The sequence below is a fragment of the Streptomyces sp. NPDC057616 genome (assembly GCF_042800575.1).
GTDB lineage: Bacteria > Actinomycetota > Actinomycetes > Streptomycetales > Streptomycetaceae > Streptomyces.
The window spans coordinates 300,225-316,095 of sequence record NZ_JBHVGU010000003.1 but is presented as its reverse complement, the minus strand read 5'-3'; the positions used below and the strand labels follow the sequence as shown (position 1 = coordinate 316,095).

The window sequence follows — 15,871 nt, the reverse complement described above, 5'->3', positions numbered from 1 at the left end:
TGTCGAGGGGGGGAGGGTGTGGGGGTGATGGGGGGGGGCTACGGGAGAGGGGTGGGAGGTGCGGCTTCGTTTCCACCGTTTCCCCCCACCGAACGAAAGGAAAAAAAAGGACCCCCCCAGCGAAACCCCCCGGGGCCCGTTGCCTCCTTCTCATCCGCCCCGATGGGAAGGTGGGCAGCGGGCCTTCGCCTGTTTCGTCTGCGGGCCCTAGCGGCCGACCAGGGCGGTGAGCGTCTCGGTGAAGGACGTCGCCGAGTGGTCGGCGTGGGTGCGCAGCCGGTCGGCGACGGCCTCGGCGCCGCCGCCCTCCACGAGCCGGACGATCCGGTCGGCGCGGCGCTCGTGGGCCTGCGGGGTGTCGGGCAGCGTGGAGAGGTAGAAGTCCTCCGCGTCGTAGGCGAGATGGAAGACGTGCTTCTTCACGTCGCTCAGCGTCCAGTAGTCGTCGTGGGTGCGCGGCAGGGGCTCGGGACCGCCCACGCAGACCACCGGGGTGCGGGCGCCCCACGCGTTGACGCACAGGTGGTAGGTGTCGGTGATGACCAGCCGGTAGCGGGGCAGGACCCGCAGCAGGTCGCCGACGGTGTGGTCACCGGGGCGGGGCGCGAGGTGCGCGACCTGGGACGGGATGTCCCGCTCGAACCACGGCAGCCATTCGAGCGGGGCGCCGAAGCGCTCGGCGAGGCTCTCGCAGAACGCGGGCAGCCAGTCGGGGATCTTCGTACGGGCGCCGAGGAACACGCCGATGGCGCCGCCGTCCGGGACCTGCGCGGACCACGGCGTCGCCGGCAGGTGGTCCAGGTCGCCCGGCCGGGAGAGCAGAGCCGCGTCCGAGGCGAAGTACTCGTTCGTACGGTCCCCGCGCAGCAGCGCGACCTTGGCCGCCGACACCGGATCGCGCATCCAGACCCGGTGGCTGCGGGTCATCAGCCGGGAGAAGAGCGGGCCGAACTCCTTGTCCTCGTAGTCGGACTGGGAGTTGTGCAGGATCGTGCCCCCGTAGCTGAGGGTCCGGGCGAGCACCTCGTCCGGCTGGTCCGACAGCAGCAGGGTCCGCTGCAGCAGGGCGCGCGCGGCCTCGCGGTCCCCGGCGATGCCGAAGTCGGTCAGGCGGTTCGTGGCATCCTGCGCCATGTAGTGCCGGGTGTGCAGGAAGTCGCCCCAGAAGACGACCGCGTCGTGGTCGCGCAGTTCGCCCAGGTGCTCGGGCAGGGAATGGAAGCGGAACGGGAGGACGGTCCCCTCGGCGGCCGCGCGCAGCGGCACCGTCTCCGGCACGTGCAGGGTGTACCAGGTGGGGTCGATCCCGGGGCCCATGCGCCGCAGCAGGGACTCCAGGGCCAGGTCGACGGTCAGCATTCCGGTGTTGCGGTACCCGATGTTGGGCGCGGTGATGACGGCGACGCGTGCCATGTGTGTCCCTCAGCCGTGGCCGGCGCCACGGGGCGTGACGCGGATCTTCGGCCAACGTACACAGCGCCGCCGGCCCGGGGCGGCCCCGCCCCCGTACGGGCGGGCGGAACGAGCCAGGTACATGGCGCCCGGTCCGCGCGTCTCTGCGGGTGCACGCGGACCGGGGCCGATTCGGGGAGCCCGGTGGGGCTCAGTGCGACGCGAGTTCGCGGGGCTCCAGGGCCGCCGCGTGCACGTCCATCTGCTCGGCGGCGAGGATCGCCGCCGCGGTGTCGGCGCGGGACGCCGCGACGACCAGGGCCCGCCCGGCGAGCGCGTGCGCCCGGCGGTGCAGGGAGGCGAGCTCGGCCTCGGGGACCGGGCCGGAGACCGCCCGGACCGGCGGGTGGCCTCCCCGCAGCCGGGCCACCTGCGCGGTGAGCCGGTCGGCCGCGCCGTCCAGCTCCGCGGAGGGGGCGGCGCCGCGCAGCTCGTCCGTGACGGCGAGCAGCGCCGCGAGATGGCCCGCGAGCTGGATGTCCAGCTCCTCCTCGCGGGTGCGGTGGGGGAAGTCGGAGGTGGTGCCGGCCATCGTGCTGTGGACCGACTTGGTGCGGATCGGCTCGTACATGGATGGCCTCCCGTGCTGTCAGGAAATCATCCTAGCTTAGATTCCGTCTAAAGTTGAGTCGTTCACAAAGGAGGCCGCTCTGTACACGCGGCGCCCGCGTCAGGGCTGGCCGTAGCCGTCCAGGAAGGTCCCGATCCGGGTGATCGCGTCGCGCAGATCCCCCACCGTCGGCAGGGTCACGACCCGGAAGTGGTCGGGCTCGGTCCAGTTGAACCCGGTGCCCTGCACGACCATGATCTTCTCGCGCCGCAGCAGGTCCAGCACCATCTGCCGGTCGTCCCTGATCTTGAAGACCTTGGGGTCCAGGCGCGGGAACAGATACAGCGCGCCCTTCGGCTTCACACAGCTCACGCCCGGGATCTGGGTGAGCAGCTCGTAGGCGACGTCCCGCTGCTCCTTCAGCCGCCCGCCCGGCAGCACCAGGTCGTTGATCGTCTGGCGGCCGCTGAGAGCGGCGACCACGCCGTGCTGGCCGGGCATGTTGGCGCACAGGCGCATGTTGGCGAGGATCGTCAGGCCCTCGATGTAGGAGTCCGCGTGCGCGCGCGGTCCGGAGATCGACATCCAGCCGACGCGGTAGCCCGCCACCCGGTACGCCTTCGACATGCCGTTGAAGGTGAGGGTCAGCAGGTCCGGGGCCACCTTCGCGGTCGGCGTGTGGGTGGCGCCGTCGTAGAGGATCTTGTCGTAGATCTCGTCCGAGCAGACCAGCAGGTTGTGGCGGCGGGCGATGTCGGTGAGGCCCTTGATCATCGCCTCGTCGTAGACGGCCCCCGTCGGATTGTTGGGGTTGATGATGACGATGGCCTTGGTGCGGTCGGTGACCTTGCGCTCGACGTCCGCGAGGTCGGGCATCCAGTCGGACTGCTCGTCGCAGCGGTAGTGCACGGCCGTGCCGCCGGAGAGCGAGACGGCGGCGGTCCACAGCGGGTAGTCGGGCGACGGTACGAGGACCTCGTCGCCGTCGTCGAGCAGGCCCTGCATGGCCATCACGATCAGCTCGGAGACGCCGTTGCCGACGAAGACGTGCTCGACGTCGGTCTCGATGCCGAGGGTCTGGTTGTGCATGACGACCGCGCGCCGCGCCGCCAGCAGGCCCTTCGCGTCGCCGTATCCGTGCGCCGTCGACACGTTCCGGAGGATGTCCTCCAGGATCTCCGGCGGGCACTCGAAGCCGAACGCCGCCGGGTTGCCGGTGTTGAGCTTGAGGATGCGGTGACCGGCCGCCTCCAGCCGCATCGCCTCCTCGAGCACCGGGCCCCGGATCTCGTAACAGACGTTGGCGAGCTTGGTCGACTGGATCACCTGCATGTCTGGGAGCTTACGGTCCGGTTACGCATCCCGGGCCGTGTTATCCGCCACTTGAGACGTGCTGTTCGGGCTGTTATCGCCGGTAGCTGTCACAGGAAACCCATGCGTCTCTACAATCCCCTCCCATGTCAGGACCGCACGAGCGCGAGAAGGGGAGGTTCGGCGCACAGGCCGCGTACCTCCCGGAGGGTGACCCGCAGGGTCCGCCGAACGTGTTCCATCCGCGGCCCGAACCCTCTCCCGGGTACGACGGCTACGCGGACCCGGCGGAGGCGCACGGCTGGGAGGGCAACGCGTACGACGAGACGGCTCAGCTGCCGCTGGTGCCGGATGAGGCGGAGCCCGACGAGGCGCCACCCGGCGAACGGCGCCGGCACTCCCGGCACGGACGCGACGCCCGGCGCCCGCCGAGGGCGGCGGTCCTCGCCGCGGCGGTGGGGGCGGTGGCCCTGGTGGCCGTCATCGCCGGATTCGCCTTCTCGGGGTCGTCGTCCGGCGAGTCCGACGGCAAGCACGCGGGGCCGACGGCTCCGGACTCCGCGGCGACGGACGCGAAGTCGTCCCACGGGGCGTCCGCGGGCGCCGGTGCGTCGGTGGGTGCCGGTGCACCGTCCCGGTCGACGGCATCGAGCGCGTCGCCATCCGGTTCGGCCGCCGCGGCGGACGCGACCCGCACCCCGTCGTCCCGCCCCACGTCCTCCGCGAGCACGGCGCCCACGCCGAGCCCCAGTGCGACGAGCACCGCCCCGGGGCGGGGCAACTCCGGCAGCGGCCCGGGCCGCGGCCACGGCGGCGGCAAGAAACCCTGACCTCCGGCCAACCGGCCCGGAACGCCGTCTCAATGTCTTTCCCGAGCATGGTGCCGGGCCGGCCGGGCCATGGGCGGGGCGGTGGCGAAGTGCGCTGACGCCCGCTCAACTGCCGCCCGGTCCCGCCCCGTTCCTCCGGGGCGGCATCCGGTTCGGCGGCGGAGAGCGCATCGCCGTCCGGATCGGCGATGACGGGTGCATCGGCGGCTAGTTCCGCGGCGCCGGACGTGACCCGCATCCCGTCGTCCCCCCCACGTCCTCCGCGAGCACGGCGCCGACGCCGGGGCCCAGGGCGCGAACCGTACGCCGTCGTCCGGCCCACCCCCGCGTACTCCGTCGGCGAGAAGCCCGGCGCCCGCGCAACCCGCCCCGTCCCCAACCCGTCCTCCCGGGTGCACAGTTCGGCCCGGCGGACGCGGCCCCTTGGGGGCGAGGGGCCGAAACGGCTTCTTGCCCCGTCCTGCCCTTCCCCTCACAATGCACATGTCAAATTCAGGGGCGACCGGAAGATCTCCGGTCGCCCACGTCGCAGGAGAGGACCCCCACATGAAGAAGCCTCTCGGCGCCGCGCTCTTCGCCCTGGTGATAGCCGGGGCAGGCGCGGCACCAGCGGTCGCGGCCCCGGTGCCCACCGAAGGCGCCGCCTCGCCCGCCGTCAAGGCCGTCAACTTCGCCGGCACCGTCTCGCTCAGCAACTGCTCCGGCTCCGTCGTCCGCTTCCCCAACTCCGCGGACAGCGACCCGGCGCTCGTCATGACCAACGGCCACTGCCTGGAGACCGGGTTCCCGGAGCCCGGTGAGGTCATCACCGGCCAGTCCTCCAGCCGTTCCTTCGGACTGCTCAACTCCTCCGGCAGCAGGGTCGCCACGCTCCGGGCCAACCAGGTCGTCTACTCGACCATGACCGACACCGACGTCACGATCTACCGCCTGACCACCACCTACGCGGCGATCAAGAGCTCCTACGGCATCAGCCCGCTCACCGTGCAGAACACGCACCCGACCGCCGGCACCGCCATCACGGTCGTCTCCGGCTACTGGAAGCGGACGTACGCCTGCAACATCGACGGTTTCGTCTACCGCCTCAAGGAGGGCGACTGGACCTGGAAGGACTCGGTCCGCTACACCTCCGCCTGCCAGACCATCGGCGGCACCTCGGGCTCGCCCGTCATCGACAACGCCACCGGCAAGGTCGTCGCCGTCAACAACACCGGCAACGAGGACGGCGAGCGCTGCACCGAGAACAACCCCTGCGAGGTCGACGAGAGCGGCAACGTGACGGTCCGCCAGGGCATCAACTACGCCGAGGAGACGTACCAGATCCCCGCCTGCTTCGGCACCGGCAACAAGCTCGACCTGAACGCCTCCGGCTGCGTCCTGCCCAAGCCGTAGGCACGCGGAGCCGAAGGGCGGGCCGTCACACGGGACTGCGACGGACCGCCCGCCCCGCCAGCACGTCCGTACGCCGCCCGTCCTCGATCACGAACCGCCCGTCCACGAGGACATGCGGGATGCCCGTCGGCAGCGCGCGCGGATTCTCGTACGTCGACCCGGCCGCCACCGTCCCCGGGTCGAACAGGACCAGGTCGGCCCGGTACCCCTCGCGGACCAGGCCCCGGTCCGGCAGCCGCAGCCGCGCGGCGGGCCGGGACGTGAGATGGGCGACGCACTCCTCCAGCGACAGCACCCCCAACTCCCGCACGTAGTGCCCGAGATAGTGCGGGAAGGTGCCGTACGCGCGCGGATGCGGCTTCGCGCCCTGGAGGATGCCGTCCGAGCCGCCGGTGTGGACGCGGTGCCGCATGATCGCCCGCACGTTCTCCTCGTGGCCCACGTGCTGCAGGATCGTCGGCCCCAGCCGGTCCTCGACCAGCAGCCGGCGGGCAGTGGTCCAGGGCGACTCGCCGCGCAGGTCCGCCGACTCCTGCACGGTCCGGCCGACGAAGTCGCCGAGCCCCGGGTCGCTCACGCCCGAGATCTCGATGGTGTCCCACTCGATGGGCACGCCGTGGCAGCCGTCCGAGCCGACGACCTCCAGGCCGTGCCGGATGCGTGCGGCCGTCTCCTCGTCCCCGAGCCGCTTCAGGATCGCCTCCGGGCCGCCCTCGCTCGCCCAGCTCGGCAGCATCGCCGCGAGCGTCGTGCAGCCCGGTGTGTAGGGGTAGGTGTCGAGGGTGATGTCGGCCCCGGCCGCCAGCGCCTCGTCCAGCAGGGTCAGCAGCTCCGGCGCCCGGCCCCTGTTCACGCCGAAGTTCATGGTGGCGTGCGCCAGATGGAGCGAGCAGCCCGCCTCCCGGGTCAGCTCGACCATCTCCTCGTACGCCTCCAGGGCCCCGGCGCCGTAGGAGCGGTGGTGCGGGCAGTAGTAGCCGCCGTACGATGCCACCACCCGGCACAGCTCGGTCAGTTCGGCGTCCTTGGCGTACATGCCGGGCGTGTAGGTCAGCCCCGACGACATGCCGACCGCACCCTGCTCCAGGCCCTCGGCGACCAACTGCCGCATACGGTCCAGCTCCTGGGGCGTCGCCTCGCGGTCCTCCCAGCCGACGGCGAGCATGCGGACCGTGCCCTGGGGGATCAGGTAGGCCGCGTTGACCGCGATCCCGCGGTCCAGCCGGTCCAGGTACTCGCCCACCGAGCGCCAGTCGAAGTCGATGTCGTCGCCGTAGCCGTTCCAGCCGGTGATCGCACGGCGCACCTCGGCGAGCGTACGGTCGTCGACGGGGGCGTACGACAGCCCGTCCTGGCCCAGCACCTCCAGGGTGACGCCCTGCGCCGCCTTCGCGCTGTGGTCGGGGTCGCGCAGCACGGCGAGGTCGCTGTGCGCGTGCATGTCGATGAAGCCGGGGGACAGGACCAGGCCCTCCGCGTCCAGCTCCCGCACGGCCTTCGGGCGCTGGCAGCCCGCCGCCGCGGCCTCCTTGACGACGGACACGATCCGGCCGCGGTCGACGACCACGTCCGCGCGGTAGGACGGCGCGCCGCTGCCGTCCACCACGTCCGCGTCCCGGATGACCAGTTCCTCCATCGCAGGCTCCCTCTGCAAGCTCTCAAGGTCCGAACGCTGTCGAAGTCCGAACGCTCTAGAAGAACGTGCGGATGTAGTCGACGACCGTGCCGTCCGCCTCGACCAGCGGGATCAGCTGCCACTTGTCGAACGACGTGCACGGATGCGACAGACCCAGTCCCACCCAGTCTCCGACCTCCAGGGCCGCCCCGTCACCGGTCCGCAGCCAGGCGTGCTGGTCGGACAGGCCGGTCACCGTGATGCCGGCGGCCGGGCGCTCGACGCCGCCCGAGCGGACCACCTGGGCGAAGGGGAGGTCCAGGTCGTAGGCCGCGTCCCGCTTGCCCGCGTTGGCGAAGGCCTGCTCGGGCGAGGGCCGGGAGACCACCTGCGCCCACAGGCGGAACGCCGGCTCCAGGGCACCCTCCTCGGGGACCCGGTTGAAGGGTGTCACCTGGCGGTAGTGGCCGTCGTCGTGCGAGACGTAGGCGCCCGAGCGCAGCAACTTCAGCACGGGGGCCGAGAGTCCGGGGATCTCGGTGAACACGTCGGCCACCGCGTCGAACCAGGCGCTGCCGCCCGCGCTGACGACGATCTCGTCGAGCCCGGCGAACCGTCCCGCCTTGTCGAAGTCGGCGGCGAGCGCGGTCAGCCGTCGCAGCCACGCGTGCACCCGCTCGGGGTCGGCCCGCGGGACCTCGCCCTCGTAGCCCGCGACGCCCACCAGCCGCAGCGTCCTTGTGCCGGCCACCGCGTCCGCGACGGCAGCGCACTCCGCCTCCGTCCGGACGCCGGTGCGGGCGCCCTCGCCGGCGCCCAGCTCCACGACGACGTCCAGCGGGCGCGCGGCGCCCCGCAGCGCCGCGTCCATCAGCTCCACGCCGCGCACGGAGTCGACGTAGCAGACGAAGCGGAAACCGGGGTCGGCGTCGAGCTCGGCGGAGATCCACTTCAGGGCCGCGGCGTCGACGAGCTCGTTGGCGAGGAAGACCCGCTCGACGCCGAACCGCCGCGCCACGCGCACCTGGTGGGGGACGGCGAGGGTGATGCCCCAGGCGCCGCGCTCGATCTGCTGCCGGAACAGCTGCGGCGCCATGGAGGTCTTGCCGTGCGGGGCGAAGGCGAGGCCGTGCCGGGCGGCGTACGTCTCCATGAGCGCGAGGTTGTGCTCCAGGCGCTCCGCCGACAGGGCGAGGACCGGGGTCGCGAAACCGCCGGTGAAGAGGTTGCGGCGCTGGGCGGCCAGCTCGCCCACGGTCAGCCCGTCGGCGTCCGGCGGGAGGCCCTTGAAGCGGTGGTCGACGCGTTCCTCGGCGAGGCGGGCGAGGGCTTCGGTGCCCATGGGACCTCCCTGATCAGGTGTATTGCATTGCTTGCAACAGTCATTGCATATATCGCTCACCGCTGTCTAACATCTCGGCCAGCGCGGGGTCAACGGAGCCGCCCGCCACCCGCCGCCACACCGAGGAGCTACGACGATCGTGACCACGACCGGACCTGGCAATGCCCTCGACGTCGCCGTCGCCGACGTCGTCACGCTCGGCGAGTCCATGGTCACGTTCCTGCCCACCACGGCCGCCCGCCTCGCCGACGTTCCCTCCTTCGACCGCGGGATCGGCGGCGCCGAGTCCAACGTCGCCTGCACGCTCGCCGCCGCCGGACACACCGCGCGCTGGGTGAGCAGGGTCGGCGCCGACGGGTTCGGCGACCACCTGGTCGAGGCGATCGGGGCCTACGGCGTCGACGTCGGCGCGGTGCACCGCGATCCGGACCGCCCCACCGGCATCTACTTCCGCACGGCCGGTGACCGCGCGAGCGACGCCCACGAGGTGGCGTACTACCGCGCCGGCTCCGCCGCGTCGGCCATGTCCGTCGACAACACGGACCTGCGGGCGGTACGGGCGGGCAGGGTGCTGCACCTGTCCGGCATCACGGCGGCGCTGTCCGCCGACTGCCTGGAGCTGATGCGCGAGCTGACCGCACCACGGCCCGGCCGGCCGCCGGTGTCCTTCGACGTGAACCACCGGCCGGGGCTGTGGCCCGAGGCCGGCGGGCCGGACGTGCTGCTGGACCTGGCCCGCGGCAGCGACGTCGTCTTCGTGGGGGAGGACGAGGCGGAGGATGCCTGGGGCATCACCGGTGGGCCGCAGGCGATCCGCGACGCCCTGCCGGAACCGGCGGTGCTCGTGGTCAAGCAGGGCGCGCACGGCGCGACGGTGTTCGAGAAGGAGAACGCCACCTTCGTGCCCGCGCCGAAGGTGGACGTGGTGGCCGCGGTCGGTGCCGGCGACGCCTTCGCCGCCGGGTTCCTCTCCGCCACCCTGCGCGGGCTGCCCGTCCGCGACCGGCTGCGGCACGGGCATCTGATGGCCGCCGCCGCCCTCACCGTCCCCGGGGATCTGGCCCAGCCACCCGCCCGCGATCACGCCGACCGGCTCGCCGCCCTCGACGACCAGGCGTGGGGGACACTTCGACTCGGCCCCGGCTGGACACAGACCGCCGACCGGGGCGACGAGGAGGTACGTACGTCATGAGCCAGACCGTCGACCGGGCGCTCAGCATCCTGCCGCTGCTCGCCGAGGGACCCGCCGACCTCGGCCAGGTCGCCGACCGGCTGGGCGTGCACAAGTCCACGGCCCTGCGCCTGCTGCGCACGCTGCACGAGCACGGTCTCGTCTACCGCCAGTCCGACCAGCGCTACCGCCTCGGCGCGCGTCTCATCGCGCTCGCCCAGGAGGCCATGGAGAACCTCGACATCCGCGAGATCGCCCACCCCCACCTCGTCCGCCTCAACGAGCAGTGCGGGCACACCGTGCATCTCGCGGTGTACGAGGAGTCCGAGGTCCTCTACATCGACAAGGTGGAGAGCCGCTACCCGGTCCGGATGTACTCCCGGATCGGCAAACCGGTGGCGATCACCGTCGCGGCGGTGGCGAAGCTGCTGCTGGCCGACCTCCCCGAGAGCGAGCGCCGGATACTCGCCGACAAACTCGAGTACCCCATGTACACGGCCCGGTCCACCCCCAACGCCCCCGCCTTCCTGCGGGAGTTGGAGAAGGTGCGCGACCAGGGCTGGGCCACCGACCTCGGCGGCCACGAGGAGTCCATCAACTGCGTCGGCGCGCCCATCCGCGGCGCCGACGGCCGGGTCGTCGCCGCGATGTCGGTCTCCGCGCCGAACGTCGTCGTCACCGCCGACGAACTCCTCACCCTGCTCCCCCTGGTGCGCCGCACGGCGGACGCGATCAGCGGGGAGTACTCCGGAAGAACTCCCGTGCAGGACACGGGAGGAACGACATGACGTACATGAAGTACACGAAGGGCACAGCATGACCGACAAGATCGCGCTCACCCCCAAGACCCACACCACCCCGCCCGCGAAGTTCTCCCACGGAGTCCGCAAGGGCAACATCCTCCAGGTCGCGGGCCAGGTCGGCTTCCTGCCCGCCGAGGAGGGCAAGGCCCCCACGCCCGCCGGCCCCGGTCTGCGCGAGCAGACCCTCCAGACCCTCGCCAACGTCAAGGCGATCCTGGAGGAGGGCGGCGCGAGCTGGGACGACGTGATGATGATCCGCGTCTACCTCACGGACGTGGACCACTTCGCCGAGATGAACGCGCTCTACAACGCCTACTTCGAGGAGCAGGGCCTCACCCAGCCGCCCGCCGCGCGCACGACGGTCTACGTCGGTCTGCCCGCGGGGCTCCTCATCGAGATCGACGCCCTGGCCGTACTGGGCTGACGCCGCCTCGAACCCCGCACCTCGTACGTCCTCACGGTGCGGCGCCCCTCACCCCCGGGGCGCCGTGCCGCGATCCCCCCTGCCCGAAAGCACCATGCCCTTAACCAGAGGACCCCCGAATGTCCCTCCCGCTCGCCGCGGACGCACCCGCCGCCCCACCCCACACCGGCGGCCTGCTCCTGCTGATCGACGGCACCGCCGGCCTGCTCACGGTCGCCGCCATCGGCATCGCGCTCCTCCTCTTCCTGATCATCAAGGTCAGACTCCAGCCGTTCGTCGCCCTGCTCGGCGTCTCCATAGCCGTCGGCCTGATGGCCGGACTGTCGGTCACCGAACTCTTCGGCACCGTCCAGCGGTCGGACGCCGTCTCCACCATCGAGACCGGCATGGGCGGCATCCTCGGCCATGTCGCGATCATCATCGGCCTGGGCACGATGCTCGGCGCGATCCTCGAAGTCAGCGGCGGCGCCGAGGTCCTGGCCTCCCGGCTGCTGAACCTCTTCGGCGAACGGCGGGCCCCGCTCGCCATGGGCCTCACCGGCCTCATCTTCGGCATCCCGGTCTTCTTCGACGTCGGCATCTTCGTCCTCGCGCCGATCGTCTACGCCGCCGCCAAGCGCTCCGGCAAGTCGATCCTGCTGTACTGCCTGCCGCTGCTCGCGGGCCTGTCGATGACCCACGCCTTCCTGCCCCCGCACCCGGGCCCGGTGGCCGCCGCGGGACTGCTCCACGTGCAGCTCGGCTGGATCATCCTGATGGGCGTCGTCTGCGGCATCCCCGCGGTGCTGGCCGCCTGGGTGTTCTCCGCGTGGATCGGCCGCCGCATCTTCGTGCCCGTGCCGCAGGACATGGTGGAGGCCGCCGCCGAGGCCAAGGAGGCCGTCGTCGCCGAGCAGCGCGAGCAGGGCGTCGAGCCGCGCGAGGCGCCCGTGTCGCTGGGCGTCGTCCTCGGCATCATCGGCACGCCGCTCATCCTGATCCTCGCGGCCACCTTCTCCTCCATCGCCCTCGACCCCTCCACGGGCCGCTCGGTGATCGAGTTCTTCGGCCACCCCTTCGTCGCCCTGACGATCGCCCTGTTCCTCGCGTACTACCTGCTCGGCATCCGCCGCGGCTGGTCCCGCAAGTCCCTGGAGACCGTCTCCACCGCCTCGCTCAAGCCGGTCGGCAACATCCTGCTCGTGGTCGGCGCGGGCGGGGTCTTCGGCGCGATCCTCAAGGCGAGCGGCGTCGCCCAGGCGCTCTCGGACACCTTCCACGACGTGGGCCTGCCGGTGCTCGTGCTCGCCTACCTGATCTCGCTCGTCCTGCGGGTCGCCCAGGGCTCGGCCACGGTCGCCATCGTCACCACGGCCGGCATCGTCGCGCCGCTGCTCGCCGAGGGCGACCACTCCCAGGCGTTCGTCGCCCTGGTCATCATGGCCATCTCGGCGGGCTCGATCTTCGCCTCGCACGTCAACGACGGCGGCTTCTGGATGGTGGCGAAGTACTTCGGCATCACCGAACGGGACACGCTGAAGACGTGGACGGTGCTGGAGTCGGTGCTGTCGGTGGCCGGCTTCGCGGTGGCCGCGGTGGTCAGCCTGTTCGTCTAGCCGCCTTCGTCCGGGCGCGCGTGTAGGCGTCTGATAACGAAGTTGGGGCCGACTGTGTCCGGCACAGGATCTTCGACCATACTGCCCGCTGTGGAGCAGCGCATAGGATCGAGCAGCCAGCCCCTGAAGGGGGAGCCCGTGACGGGTGCCGGGTTCGACCCGGCCTTCATTCCCGGGCTCACCCCACCCGTGTCCGCGGAGCCGGAGGAGGCCGGCGCGGAACGCGCCGCGGCCGGGACCGCCGCCGAGGACGCGGACACCGGCGTCGCGACCGGGGATACCGAGGTCGAGTCGGGGGCGCAGGAGCCGGCCGAGGGCGAGGACGGCCAGGAGACCCCCGAGGGCCCCGTCTTCGAGGCCTCCGACCGCCGCGCGAAGATCGTCGCCGACCACCAGGGCGTGCGGCTCTCCCTGGACGACCAGGCGTGCGAGTTCCGCTGGGACGAGATCGGCGCCGTGGAGACCGAGTCCCCGCGCTTCGGCAAGCGGTTCACGATCACGGTGCACACCCCCGACAGCCGCTGGTACCCGATCGAGATCGAGGCGGCCGCCCGGTCCCGCTTCGAGGAGTGGGAGTCCCAGCTGGACGCGGTCCTCGACGCGTACTTCGAGGACGGCGCCGAGGAAGTCGCGTCCGAGGTCGAGGCGGAGTCCGAGGAGGAGTCCGAGGACGAGGGTCCGCACGACGCGGATGCCACGGCCGAGGACGCGAGGGACGCCGACGCCGACGCCGAGGCGAAGGCTTCCGGCGCCAAGAACGCCGACTGACCCTCCGTCTGCTCGCACCGCCCCTCACGCCAGGGCGCGGAACCTTCACTCGACATTCGGCCGCGCAGTGTACGCGCGCCCGTAACCCCCGCAAGGGCCTCCGGCATATATGCACCCGCGGGTGTGACCGGCGCGTGCATATATGCCGAAAGCTCAGCAGAGTGAAGCTTCGCGCAGGAGGGTCCGGGCGTTCCGGATCCTCGCCCCCACCCCCCCCAGAGGACTGGCTGATCATGGGCGGATCGGCACCGCGACGGGACCGTCGGCTGCCGGTCGAGACGACCAGTTTCGTCGACCGGCGCGGCGAACAGACCGAAGGCCGTGAACTGCTCGCCCGGGCACGCCTGGTGACGCTGACCGGACCCGGCGGCGTCGGCAAGACACGCCTCGCCGCGCGCATCGCGGCCCGTGTCGAGCGGGCGTTCCCGGACGGCGTGCACTTCGTGCATCTGGCCGCGCTGGACGACCCCGAGCTCGTCCCGCTCGCCGTCGCCGACGCGCTCGGCCTGCACGGCCACTCCGTGGATCCGCCGCTGGACGCCCTGGTCGACCAGCTGCGCGACCGGCGCCTCCTGCTCGTCCTGGACAACTGCGAGCACCTGCTGCGGTCCTGCGCCGAGCTCGTGACCACCCTGCTGCACGGCACCACCGGCGTCCGGGTCCTCGCCACCAGCCGGCACCGCCTCGCGCTCACCGAGGAACACCTCCTGGAGGTCGGGCCGTTGCCGGTCCCCGACCCGGACGGCGACCTCACCGGGGCCGAGGCCGGTCCGGCCCTCGCCCTGTTCGCCGACCGCGCCGCCGCCGTGGTGCCCGGCTTCCGTCTCACCGCCGCCAACAAGGCCGCCGTGGCCCGTCTGTGCCGCCGCCTCGACGGCCTGCCGCTCGCCATCGAGCTGGCCGCCGTCCGCATGCGTGTCCTCGGCGTCGAGCAGCTCCTGGAGCGGCTCGACGACCGCTACCGCATCCTCACCGCCGGCAGCAGCGCGGCCCTGCCCCGCCACCAGACCCTGCGCGCCGCCGTCGACTGGAGCCACGAACTGTGCACCCCCGACGAGCAGTTGGTGTGGGCGCGGGCCTCCGTCCTGGCCGGCGCCTTCGACCTGGAGGCCGCGGAGGCGGTGTGCGCGGACGGCGAGCGGCTGCGCCCGCAGGAGGTGCTGGAGGCCGTCGCCGGGCTCGTCGACAAGTCCGTGCTGGGGCGGGAGGCGGGGCCCGGCGGGGTGCGCTACCGGCTGCTCGACACCCTGCGCCACTACGGCCTGGAACGGCTGCGGCAGATGACGGGCGAGGAGAGCGCCGCCCGGCGGCGGCAGCGCGACTGGATGCAGCGGCGGGCCGCCGACTGCGAACGGCGCTGGTTCGGTCCCGGCCAGCGGGAGATCGTCGCCCGGCTGCGGGCCGACCAGGCCAATCTGCGCGCCGCCCTCGACTTCAGCCTCGCCGCCGCCGCTCCCGGCGAACGCCTGGCCGGACTGCGCCTCGCGGGCACCCTGTGGTTCTACTGGCACGCCTGCGGCGCACCCCGGGAGGGCCGCTTCTGGGTGGAGCGGGCCCTCGACGCCAACCCCGGGCCGACCGCCGAGCGGGCCCGCGGCCTGTGGGTGTCCGGCCTCCTCGCGGCCGCCACCCAGGACATGGCCGAGGGCCTGCGGCGCGCCCGGGAGGCCCGTGCGCTGGCCGGGCGTCTCGGCGACACGGCCGAGGCCGCGCACGCCGCGTACGTCGTCGGCGTGGTCCGCCTGTTCGGCAACGAGCTCCACGCCGCCCTCGAGCACTTCGAGGCCGCCGTGGCCCGCGGCCCCGTCCCCGGCCAGCACCTCAGCCTGCACGGCCTCGACCAGGTCGAACTCGCCTGCGCGCTGGGCTTCCTGGGCGAGGCGGACCGCGCCGTCGAGGTCTGCGAGCGGGCGCGCCGGCTCTGCGAGGAGCACGGCGAGGAGTGGGTGCGGTCGTACGTGCTGCGGATGCTGGCGCTCGCCCACACCGTGAAGCAGGACTGGCCGGAGGCCGGGCGGCACGCCCGCGAGGCGCTGCGCCTCAAGCTCGCCGTCCACGACGTCACCGGCATCGCCCTCACCGTCGACCTGCTGGCCCACATCGCGACCCGCGAGGGCGCCCACGAGCATGCGGCGGCCCTGCTCGGCGGCGCCGACCGCACCTGGGCCGGCATCGACCGGGCCCGATGGGGCTCGGCCGACCTCAACGCCCTGCGCCGCGGCAGCGAGGAGCGGGCACTCGCCGCCCTGGGACAGGCCGCCTTCGAGCGGTCGTACGAGAAAGGAGGTGGGCTCGGGCTCGAGGAGCTCGTCGCCCTCGCCACCGACGACGAGCAGCCCCGCCCGCCCGGAACGGTGCGGAAGACACAGGGCCGGCGGGGCGCACGCGCGTCCCAGGGCACCCCGCTCACCCGCCGCGAGGCCGAGGTGGCCGACCTCGTCGCGCAGGGGCTCGCCAACCAGCAGATCGCCGACCGTCTCGTCATCGCCCGGCGCACCGCCGAGGGTCACGTGGAGCGCATTCTCAGCAAGCTGGGATTCAGCAACCGCAGCCAGATCGCCGCCTGGGTCACCGCCCAGCGCTGAGCCGCGTCCAGGCTCCCCTCCCGGACACCACAC

General features: G+C 72.5%; 13 protein-coding genes. 8 read left to right on the top strand and 5 right to left on the bottom strand.

Features of this window, described 5'->3' with window-relative positions:
• Window positions 1–207: 207 nt before the first annotated feature.
• The 3 genes from ACFU97_RS05005 to ACFU97_RS04995 form a co-directional block, all read right to left on the bottom strand.
• Entirely contained in the window at window positions 208–1,413 is a 1,206-nt protein-coding gene (locus tag ACFU97_RS05005; protein WP_384250976.1) for a polysaccharide pyruvyl transferase family protein, read from the bottom strand.
• 190 nt (window positions 1,414–1,603) lie between these two features.
• Window positions 1,604–2,023: a hypothetical protein gene (locus ACFU97_RS05000; RefSeq protein ID WP_384250973.1), complete on the bottom strand. Its 420-nt coding sequence runs from the start codon at window positions 2,021–2,023 to the stop codon at window positions 1,604–1,606.
• 99 nt (window positions 2,024–2,122) lie between these two features.
• Window positions 2,123–3,334 carry a pyridoxal phosphate-dependent aminotransferase gene (locus tag ACFU97_RS04995; RefSeq protein ID WP_384250970.1) on the bottom strand — a complete coding sequence of 404 codons (1,212 nt, stop codon included), beginning with the start codon at window positions 3,332–3,334 and terminating at the stop codon, window positions 2,123–2,125.
• Window positions 3,335–3,459: 125 nt separating this feature from the next.
• Between ACFU97_RS04995 and ACFU97_RS04990 the strand changes: the two genes are divergently transcribed.
• Together ACFU97_RS04990 and ACFU97_RS04985 are read left to right on the top strand one after the other, a co-directional pair.
• Window positions 3,460–4,143 (top strand): hypothetical protein, encoded by a 684-nt coding sequence (locus ACFU97_RS04990; protein WP_384250967.1) that lies wholly within the window; start codon window positions 3,460–3,462, stop codon window positions 4,141–4,143.
• Window positions 4,144–4,689: 546 nt separating this feature from the next.
• Entirely contained in the window at window positions 4,690–5,535 is an 846-nt protein-coding gene (locus ACFU97_RS04985; protein WP_384250965.1) for a trypsin-like serine peptidase, read from the top strand.
• A 25-nt stretch (window positions 5,536–5,560) separates the two neighbouring features.
• Here the strand turns inward: ACFU97_RS04985 and ACFU97_RS04980 are convergent, their stop codons facing one another.
• Both ACFU97_RS04980 and ACFU97_RS04975 read right to left on the bottom strand, forming a co-directional pair.
• The gene (locus ACFU97_RS04980; protein WP_384250962.1) at window positions 5,561–7,171 is read right to left on the bottom strand and encodes an amidohydrolase family protein; all 1,611 of its coding nucleotides are present in this window, start codon (window positions 7,169–7,171) and stop codon (window positions 5,561–5,563) included.
• A gap of 55 nt (window positions 7,172–7,226) precedes the next feature.
• Window positions 7,227–8,492 carry an amino acid deaminase gene (locus ACFU97_RS04975; protein ID WP_384250959.1) on the bottom strand — a complete coding sequence of 422 codons (1,266 nt, stop codon included), beginning with the start codon at window positions 8,490–8,492 and terminating at the stop codon, window positions 7,227–7,229.
• Between the two features lie 139 nt (window positions 8,493–8,631).
• Here ACFU97_RS04975 and ACFU97_RS04970 point away from each other — a divergent pair, with 139 nt between their 5' ends.
• The 6 genes from ACFU97_RS04970 (at window position 8,632) to ACFU97_RS04945 (ending at window position 15,838) form a co-directional block, all read left to right on the top strand.
• On the top strand, window positions 8,632–9,684 hold the full coding sequence (locus tag ACFU97_RS04970; RefSeq protein ID WP_384250956.1) for a sugar kinase: 1,053 nt from the start codon (window positions 8,632–8,634) through the stop codon (window positions 9,682–9,684).
• A complete protein-coding gene (locus tag ACFU97_RS04965) occupies window positions 9,681–10,451 on the top strand; it encodes an IclR family transcriptional regulator (RefSeq protein WP_384250953.1) in 771 nt (256 codons plus the stop codon). The genes ACFU97_RS04970 and ACFU97_RS04965 overlap by 4 nt, the downstream gene beginning before the upstream one ends.
• A gap of 28 nt (window positions 10,452–10,479) precedes the next feature.
• A complete protein-coding gene (locus ACFU97_RS04960) occupies window positions 10,480–10,890 on the top strand; it encodes a RidA family protein (protein WP_384250950.1) in 411 nt (136 codons plus the stop codon).
• A gap of 119 nt (window positions 10,891–11,009) precedes the next feature.
• Entirely contained in the window at window positions 11,010–12,485 is a 1,476-nt protein-coding gene (locus tag ACFU97_RS04955; RefSeq protein ID WP_384250947.1) for a GntP family permease, read from the top strand.
• Window positions 12,486–12,575: 90 nt separating this feature from the next.
• Entirely contained in the window at window positions 12,576–13,253 is a 678-nt protein-coding gene (locus ACFU97_RS04950; protein ID WP_384250944.1) for a hypothetical protein, read from the top strand.
• Window positions 13,254–13,486: 233 nt separating this feature from the next.
• Window positions 13,487–15,838, top strand: coding sequence for an ATP-binding protein (locus ACFU97_RS04945; RefSeq protein ID WP_384250941.1), 2,352 nt, complete (start codon window positions 13,487–13,489; stop codon window positions 15,836–15,838).
• Window positions 15,839–15,871 lie beyond the last annotated feature (33 nt).

Bases quoted from the DNA above. Each gene is read 5' to 3' on its own strand.
- ACFU97_RS04975 (WP_384250959.1), bottom strand. From the start codon at position 8,492: ATGGGCACCGAAGCCCTCGCCCGCCTCGCCGAGGAACGCGTCGACCAC.
- ACFU97_RS04980 (WP_384250962.1), bottom strand. From the start codon at position 7,171: ATGGAGGAACTGGTCATCCGGGACGCGGACGTGGTGGACGGCAGCGGC.
- ACFU97_RS04985 (WP_384250965.1), top strand. From the start codon at position 4,690: ATGAAGAAGCCTCTCGGCGCCGCGCTCTTCGCCCTGGTGATAGCCGGG.
- ACFU97_RS05005 (WP_384250976.1), bottom strand. From the start codon at position 1,413: ATGGCACGCGTCGCCGTCATCACCGCGCCCAACATCGGGTACCGCAAC.
- ACFU97_RS04965 (WP_384250953.1), top strand. From the start codon at position 9,681: ATGAGCCAGACCGTCGACCGGGCGCTCAGCATCCTGCCGCTGCTCGCC.
- ACFU97_RS04990 (WP_384250967.1), top strand. From the start codon at position 3,460: ATGTCAGGACCGCACGAGCGCGAGAAGGGGAGGTTCGGCGCACAGGCC.
- ACFU97_RS04995 (WP_384250970.1), bottom strand. From the start codon at position 3,334: ATGCAGGTGATCCAGTCGACCAAGCTCGCCAACGTCTGTTACGAGATC.
- ACFU97_RS05000 (WP_384250973.1), bottom strand. From the start codon at position 2,023: ATGTACGAGCCGATCCGCACCAAGTCGGTCCACAGCACGATGGCCGGC.
- ACFU97_RS04955 (WP_384250947.1), top strand. From the start codon at position 11,010: ATGTCCCTCCCGCTCGCCGCGGACGCACCCGCCGCCCCACCCCACACC.
- ACFU97_RS04945 (WP_384250941.1), top strand. From the start codon at position 13,487: ATGGGCGGATCGGCACCGCGACGGGACCGTCGGCTGCCGGTCGAGACG.
- ACFU97_RS04960 (WP_384250950.1), top strand. From the start codon at position 10,480: ATGACCGACAAGATCGCGCTCACCCCCAAGACCCACACCACCCCGCCC.